The 6915-nt window shown below is 51.6% G+C and carries 7 protein-coding genes and 1 pseudogene; 5 read left to right on the top strand and 3 right to left on the bottom strand.

Annotated features, from left to right (window positions below):
* Positions 1 to 61, top strand: a 61-nt coding sequence (locus tag FC814_RS23480; protein ID WP_071528444.1) for an IS1 family transposase, incomplete at its 5' end; no start/stop codon positions are given.
* Between the two features lie 22 nt (positions 62 to 83).
* A pseudogene (locus FC814_RS10955) lies at positions 84 to 381 on the top strand (ISAs1 family transposase); the annotation flags it as partial.
* Between the two features lie 64 nt (positions 382 to 445).
* Here FC814_RS10955 and FC814_RS10950 read toward each other — a convergent pair.
* Complete coding sequence (locus tag FC814_RS10950) at positions 446 to 1216, bottom strand: amidohydrolase (RefSeq protein ID WP_001118008.1); 771 nt, start codon at positions 1214 to 1216, stop codon at positions 446 to 448.
* 180 nt (positions 1217 to 1396) lie between these two features.
* Between FC814_RS10950 and ivy the strand changes: the two genes are divergently transcribed.
* Positions 1397 to 1843, top strand: a complete 447-nt coding sequence (ivy, locus tag FC814_RS10945; RefSeq protein ID WP_016159303.1) for an Ivy family C-type lysozyme inhibitor — start codon at positions 1397 to 1399, stop codon at positions 1841 to 1843.
* A 42-nt stretch (positions 1844 to 1885) separates the two neighbouring features.
* On the opposite strand, the gene fadE is transcribed toward ivy, so the two are convergent.
* Positions 1886 to 4330 carry an acyl-CoA dehydrogenase FadE gene (gene fadE / locus FC814_RS10940; protein WP_000973119.1) on the bottom strand — a complete coding sequence of 815 codons (2445 nt, stop codon included), beginning with the start codon at positions 4328 to 4330 and terminating at the stop codon, positions 1886 to 1888.
* A 239-nt stretch (positions 4331 to 4569) separates the two neighbouring features.
* Here fadE and lpcA point away from each other — a divergent pair, with 239 nt between their 5' ends.
* Positions 4570 to 5148 carry a D-sedoheptulose 7-phosphate isomerase gene (gene lpcA / locus FC814_RS10935; protein WP_016159301.1) on the top strand — a complete coding sequence of 193 codons (579 nt, stop codon included), beginning with the start codon at positions 4570 to 4572 and terminating at the stop codon, positions 5146 to 5148.
* Between the two features lie 118 nt (positions 5149 to 5266).
* On the top strand, positions 5267 to 6034 hold the full coding sequence (locus FC814_RS10930) for a class II glutamine amidotransferase (protein ID WP_137325933.1): 768 nt from the start codon (positions 5267 to 5269) through the stop codon (positions 6032 to 6034).
* Here FC814_RS10930 and dpaA read toward each other — a convergent pair.
* Positions 6005 to 6745, bottom strand: coding sequence for a peptidoglycan meso-diaminopimelic acid protein amidase (gene dpaA / locus FC814_RS10925; protein ID WP_001225687.1), 741 nt, complete (start codon positions 6743 to 6745; stop codon positions 6005 to 6007). The two genes, FC814_RS10930 and dpaA, sit on opposite strands and share 30 nt — an antisense overlap.
* Positions 6746 to 6915 lie beyond the last annotated feature (170 nt).

Here is a 6915-nt window from a genome sequence, read left to right as displayed (position 1 = left end):
ATCGGTGGAGCTGCATGACAAAGTCATCGGGCATTATCTGAACATAAAACACTATCAATAAGTTAGAGTCATTACCGAGGATTTTTGGAGAAACACATCTCGATTTTTTGAAGCAATATGGTCATTTTAAAAATGGCATCCCCGTTCACGATTCCATTGCCAGAGTTGGATCCTGTATCAGTCCTGCAAAATTTTAACTGGATGCGTGACTGCCATTCCTCAAATGATAAAGACATTATCGCAATTGATGGAAAAACGCTCCGGCACTCTTATGATAAGAGTCGCCGCAAGGGAGCGATTCATGTCATTAGTGCGTTCTCAACTATGCACAGTCTGAGCCTTGGGCAGATTAAGACAGATGAGAAATCCAATGAGATTACAGTGACCGCGCGTCAGTCCTTGCGGAGGGCGTCTACCCAGCCCCTTCCCTAAAAACAACGCCCACTCACAGCAACCTGAACCCATCCGCGTCCTGCCATGCCGGGAATTTTTCACGATATTCTCGTAATGCCACCATCGAAAGTTCTGCATCAATGCGTGTGGCCTGGTGTGGTTCGGCGCTAGCGAGAGTTTCGCCTTGCGGATTAATCACCCGACTGTCGCCGCGATAGTGGCAGCCATTGCCATCGCTACCCACGCGATTACATCCAGCCACATACGCCTGATTTTCAATAGCGCGAGCCGTCAGCAAAGCCTGCCAGTGCAGAGAGCGCGGGGCAGGCCAGTTGGCGACGTAGATTGCCAGGTCATAATCGTTGAAATTGCGCGACCACACCGGAAAACGTAGGTCGTAGCACACCAGCGGCAAAATACGCCAGCCGCGCCATTCCACAATCACTCGCTCATTGCCCGCTTTATAATGCAGATGCTCATCCGCCATGCGGAACAGATGACGCTTGTCATAAAAATGTACCGTGCCGCCCGGCTCAACCAGCAAAAAGCGATTAACCGAACCTGAGTCCGTTTGTAATGCAACACTGCCCGCAATCAACGCATTGCACTGTTGCGCTTTGGCGCTCATCCAGTCCACCACGTTCTCTTGCGATAGCGATGAAACCGCCGCTTCCATGGCAAAGCCGCTGGTGAACATCTCTGGTAGAACGATCGCATCGCGCCCGGTAATACCTTCCAGTTGACGATCAAAATGGCGCAGGTTGGCAGGACCATCCATCCACACCAACGGTTGCTGCAAAAGCGTAATCTTCAAACCAGGCACGGTGTACAACTCCTTTATTCGAGGGGTTTTATAACTTTAACACGTTATCAGGCTATTACCTTACTGCGGAATAAATTGATAATAAATGCAGATATTGGAAATATCTGATTTGCAAAATATCGTGTTATCGCCAGGCTTTAGGGTGTTAATAACATGGGCAGGATAAGCTCGGGAGGAATGATGTTTAAGGCAATAACGACAGTCGCCGCTTTGGTCATCGCCACCAGTGCAATGGCGCAGGATGATTTAACAATTAGCAGCCTGGCAAAGGGCGAAGCCACCAAAGCTGCGTTTAATCAGATGGTGCAAGGGCATAAGCTACCAGTCTGGGTGATGAAAGGCGGTACTTATACCCCCGCACAAACCGTAACGTTGGGCGATGAGACTTATCAGGTGATGAGTGCGTGCAAACCGCATGATTGCGGCTCGCAACGTATTGCGGTGATGTGGTCCGAGAAATCTAATCAGATGACGGGTCTGTTCTCAACCATTGATGAGAAAACTTCGCAAGAGAAGCTCACCTGGCTGAATGTGAACGATGCGCTCTCGATTGATGGTAAAACGGTGCTGTTCGCGGCGTTGACTGGCAGCCTGGAAAACCATCCGGATGGATTTAATTTCAAATAATTAGCTGATAAAGAAACGGAGCCTTTCGGCTCCGTTATTCAATTACGCGGCTTCAACTTTCCGCACTTTCTCCGGCAACTTTACCGGCTTCGTCGCCAGCTCTTCCGGTTCAAAGTCATCAACGTTAATACTGCGCAGACGGCTCTCTTCCGCTTTCACCAGAATGGCGGCTTCATCTTTATCAATTAGCCCTTTCGCCAGCGCGTTGTGTGCCAGTTCATCCAGACGGGTAAATGGCAGATTTTTACCCAGCTCTTTACAGATCCGCTGATGAATTGGATCGGCGGCAATCACATCTACCAGCGCCTCTTCCAGCAAGCCAACCGGATTATGCTCACTCGGCGTCAGGTACTGACCGCGACCAATGCGAGAACGGGTGGCGTTTGGCACTTGTAAAATCTTCGCCACCTTATGATCCAGCTTGTCAGACGGCGCCAGATAGTGACGACCGGTTGGGAAGATCACCACATTCAGCAGTCCGGCAACCACGCGGTTCGGGAAGTTTTGTAGCAAATCATCCATCGCCTGTTCAGCCTGATACAGCGCATCCTGAACGCCCCAGTGCACCAGCGGCAGGTCAGCTTCATTGCGGCCTTCGTCGTCATAACGTTTCAAAACGGCGGAGGCGAGGTAAAGCTGACTTAAAATATCCCCCAGACGTGCCGAGATACGCTCACGGCGTTTCAGGCTACCACCCAGCACCGCCATCGACACATCAGAAAGTAGGGCAAGGTTGGCGCTCAGGCGGTTCAGGTGCTGATAATAACGTTTAGTTGCATCGCCGGTTGGCGTACTGCTGGTTAACCCGCGCGTCAAACCAAGCCAGAAGCTACGAACTTTGTTACTACCGACGTGACCGATATGTTTGAACAACAGTTTATCGAACGCGTTGACGTCATTGTTTTTTGCCGCTTCCATCTCTTCCAGCACATATGGATGACAACGAATCGCCCCCTGACCGAAGATCATCATGCTACGGGTCAGAATATTCGCCCCTTCAACGGTGATGGCAATCGGAGCCCCCTGGTAAGCACGCGCCAGGAAGTTGCTCTGACCGAGCATAATGCCTTTACCACCAGTAATATCCATCGCATCGATAATCGACTGCTGCCCACGGTGGGTACAGTGATACTTAACGATAGCCGACAGCACAGCCGGTTTTTCACCGAGCATAATGCCGTAGGTAATCAGCGACGCCGCAGCATCCATTACGTAAGCATTACCGGCAATACGCGCCAGCGGCTCTTCAATCCCTTCCATCTTACCGATAGAGATTTTGAACTGACGACGAATGTGAGCATACGCGCCCGTTGCCAGCGCCACCGACTTCACGCCGCCGGTTGAGTTGGAAGGCAGTGTGATGCCACGACCTACCGAGAGACACTCCACCAGCATCCGCCAGCCTTGTCCGGCCATTTTGGGGCCACCGATAATGTAATCGATCGGTACGAAGACATCTTTGCCACGCGTCGGTCCGTTCTGGAACGGTACGTTCAGCGGAAAGTGGCGACGACCAATTTCCACGCCCGGCGTGGTGGTCGGGATCAGCGCACAGGTAATGCCTAAATCTTCGTCTCCGCCGAGCAGTTTGTCCGGGTCGGAGAGTTTAAACGCCAGCCCAAGCACGGTCGCAATTGGTGCCAGCGTAATGTAGCGTTTGTTCCAGGTCAGACGCATTCCCAGCACCTGCTGGCCCTGCCACTCACCCATGCAGACAATCCCGGTGTCCGGAATAGCGCCCGCATCGGAACCCGCTTCCGGGCTGGTTAGCGCAAAGCAAGGGATCTCCTGACCACGTGCCAGACGCGGCAGATAGTGCTTTTTCTGCTCATCAGTGCCGTAATGTTGCAGCAGCTCGCCCGGGCCTAATGAGTTCGGCACGCCGACGGTAATCGCCAGGATCCCGCTCACGCCGGAGAGTTTTTGTAGCACGCGAGACTGGGCATAAGCCGAGAACTCCAGCCCGCCGTACTCTTTTTTGATGATCATCGCGAAGAAACGATGCTCTTTCAGATATGCCCACAGCTCCGGCGGCAGATCTGCCAGTTCATGGGTAATCTGGAAATCATTCGCCATCCGGCAGGCTTCTTCTACCGGGCCGTCGAGAAACGCTTGCTCTTCTGCGGTCAGGCGCGGCTGCGGATAGTTATGCAGCTTTTTCCAGTCCGGCTTGCCCTGGAACAAGTCGCCCTCCCACCAGGTGGTGCCCGCATCAATCGCTTCTTTCTCAGTGCGCGACATCGGTGGCATCACCTTACGGAAACCGCGAAATACCGGCGCTGAAATCATCGACTTACGCATTGGCGCAAAGTTAAATGGCACGAGGATAATGGCCAGAGGCACCAGTATCCACGCCGACCACAGACCAGAGACGCCGAGGGCGGCTGTCCAGGCGAGCAAAATCAGACTGCTGATAAATAAGCTCACGCGGTGATAAAACAACGCGCCGAGCAGGACAACCGTAGCGAGAATACTCAAAATCATCATAACGAAAAGCCCCTTACTTGTAGGAGGTCTGACCACTTGTGATGATATGGTTGTAGTGGATGTGAAAACATTTAGCAATGTGTTTACAATATAATTACAACAAAGCTCACATTGTTGCTGTTTTTATCCGCACTTCAGGTCAAAAAGTCCTGGTCATTCCGCCGCACTGGTCTTCTCGCTTCTGGCGGTATCCGGTACACTGCATTTTGTCTAATTCATTTATGCTGAAGGATATCCTCATGTACCAGGATCTTATTCGTAACGAACTGAACGAAGCGGCGGAAACGCTGGCTAACTTTTTAAAAGATGACGCCAATATTCACGCCATTCAGCGCGCGGCGGTCCTGTTAGCAGACAGTTTTAAAGCCGGTGGCAAAGTGCTTTCCTGCGGCAACGGCGGCTCCCATTGCGACGCCATGCACTTTGCAGAAGAACTGACGGGGCGCTACCGTGAAAACCGTCCGGGTTATCCGGCGATTGCCATTTCTGATGTCAGCCACATCACCTGTGTGGGGAATGATTTTGGGTTTAACGACATTTTCTCCCGTTACGTTGAAGCAGTAGGTCGCGAAGGTGATGTGCTGCTGGGGATCTCCACCTCGGGTAACTCTGCAAACGTAATCAAGGCGATTGCGGCGGCGCGTGAGAAGGGCATGAAAGTGATCACCCTGACCGGTAAAGACGGCGGCAAAATGGCTGGCACGGCGGATATCGAAATTCGCGTTCCGCACTTTGGCTATGCCGATCGCATTCAGGAGATCCACATTAAAGTTATCCATATCCTGATCCAGTTAATTGAAAAAGAGATGGTTAAGTAAGAGCACTTCCCCCTCTCCCTTTCAGGGAGAGGGTCGGGGTGAGGGTAACAGCACTCACCTTTTTACTTTTTAATCAATCTTCGCCGGGGCATTTCCCCTGCTGTTGTGGAGGTTACCGATGTGCGAATTGCTCGGGATGAGCGCCAACGTCCCTACCGATATCTGCTTTAGTTTCACCGGGCTTGTACAGCGCGGTGGTGGAACCGGGCCACATAAAGATGGCTGGGGCATTACCTTTTACGAAGGCAAAGGTTGTCGCACATTTAAAGATCCACAACCCAGCTTTAATTCCCTCATCGCTAAACTGGTTCAGGACTACCCGATAAAATCCTGCTCGGTAATCGCTCATATTCGCCAGGCAAATCGGGGCGAGGTGGCGCTGGAAAATACTCACCCGTTTACCCGTGAGCTATGGGGACGCAACTGGACTTATGCGCACAACGGGCAACTGACGGGCTATAAATCACTGGAAACCGGCAACTTCCGTCCGGTAGGTGAAACCGACAGCGAAAAAGCCTTCTGCTGGTTGTTGTATAAACTGACGCAGCGTTACCCGCGCACGCCGGGCAACATGGCGGCGGTGTTTAAATATATCGCCTCACTGGCGGATGAGTTGCGGCAGAAGGGCGTCTTCAACATGCTGCTTTCAGACGGGCGCTATGTAATGGCGTATTGCTCGACTAATTTACACTGGATCACCCGGCGCGCGCCGTTTGGCGTGGCGACGTTGCTGGATCAGGATGTGGAAATCGACTTCAGCTCGCAGACCACACCGAATGATGTGGTCACGGTGATTGCGACTCAGCCGCTGACGGGCAATGAAACCTGGCAAAAGATTATGCCAGGCGAATGGCGCTTATTTTGCCTCGGGGAGCGTGTAGTTTGATGCCAGTTGTGGTTGCACAACTTCGTGGCTTAACGGCTTGCTGACCACGTAACGGCCATTGACCACAGAAACGGTCGGTGGCTTACGAGTCTGTTCAAAGTAGTCGTAGCCCGGCTTCAGTTGCTCCCAGAAGTCCTTAAAGTTGGAATACTTATGGCGCTTCATATTGGCGTCGGTCATGCGGAACGGGTAAATACTCACTTGCACGCTCGGCTGACCAAATACCAGCGCACCAGTAACGAACTGGAAGATCTCATCAATACCCTGATTGGTCATCGCGTAGCAGCCGATGGAAACACAATCGCCGTGAATCATCAGGTATTTCCCTTCGTAACCATGCGCGCGGTCATAGGCATTAGGGAAACCAATATTAATCGCTTTGTAGTAACGGCTGTCTGGTTTTAATTGATTACGCTGAACGCTATAAAACCCTTCCGGACTTTTGAAATCGCCCTGACGCTGTTTGGGGCCTAACCCGCCGGAATATTTACAGATTTTATAACTGTCGAGCAGTTGATATTGCTCGCCCATTTTGACGTAGAGATCGAGCGTGCGCTCTTCCTTGAAGATTTGGATGTAGACAGGAGATCCCATCAACTGCTGCTTATACTCTTTGCTCACTGGCGTGGTGGAACTACCGCTGCCCAGCAAACTGGCAAACGAAACGCACGGGATCAACAACATCGCAAGAATTAATGCGATTTTACGCATACTGCTTATTCCTTGATAAAACGGTTACACACGCCAGGGCGGCAAAATAGATCCCAAATCGGAATAGTCTGGATTTGGAAGGCTCACATTAGCACCAAAAGAGTTTTACGCAAGCCTGTCGGTGCAGGGTTTACAAATTTAGCATAAGAGGCGATTTTCAAAAGTCCGAA

The organism is Escherichia sp. MR, from assembly GCF_005280595.1.
In the GTDB taxonomy this organism is placed as follows: domain Bacteria; phylum Pseudomonadota; class Gammaproteobacteria; order Enterobacterales; family Enterobacteriaceae; genus Escherichia; species Escherichia ruysiae.
Note: the sequence above shows the minus strand (reverse complement) of the source record. Positions and strands in the feature narration are given on the sequence as shown.

Bases quoted from the DNA above. Each gene is read 5' to 3' on its own strand.
- ivy (WP_016159303.1), top strand. From the start codon at position 1,397: ATGTTTAAGGCAATAACGACAGTCGCCGCTTTGGTCATCGCCACCAGT.
- fadE (WP_000973119.1), bottom strand. From the start codon at position 4,330: ATGATGATTTTGAGTATTCTCGCTACGGTTGTCCTGCTCGGCGCGTTG.
- lpcA (WP_016159301.1), top strand. From the start codon at position 4,570: ATGTACCAGGATCTTATTCGTAACGAACTGAACGAAGCGGCGGAAACG.
- FC814_RS10930 (WP_137325933.1), top strand. From the start codon at position 5,267: ATGTGCGAATTGCTCGGGATGAGCGCCAACGTCCCTACCGATATCTGC.
- dpaA (WP_001225687.1), bottom strand. From the start codon at position 6,745: ATGCGTAAAATCGCATTAATTCTTGCGATGTTGTTGATCCCGTGCGTT.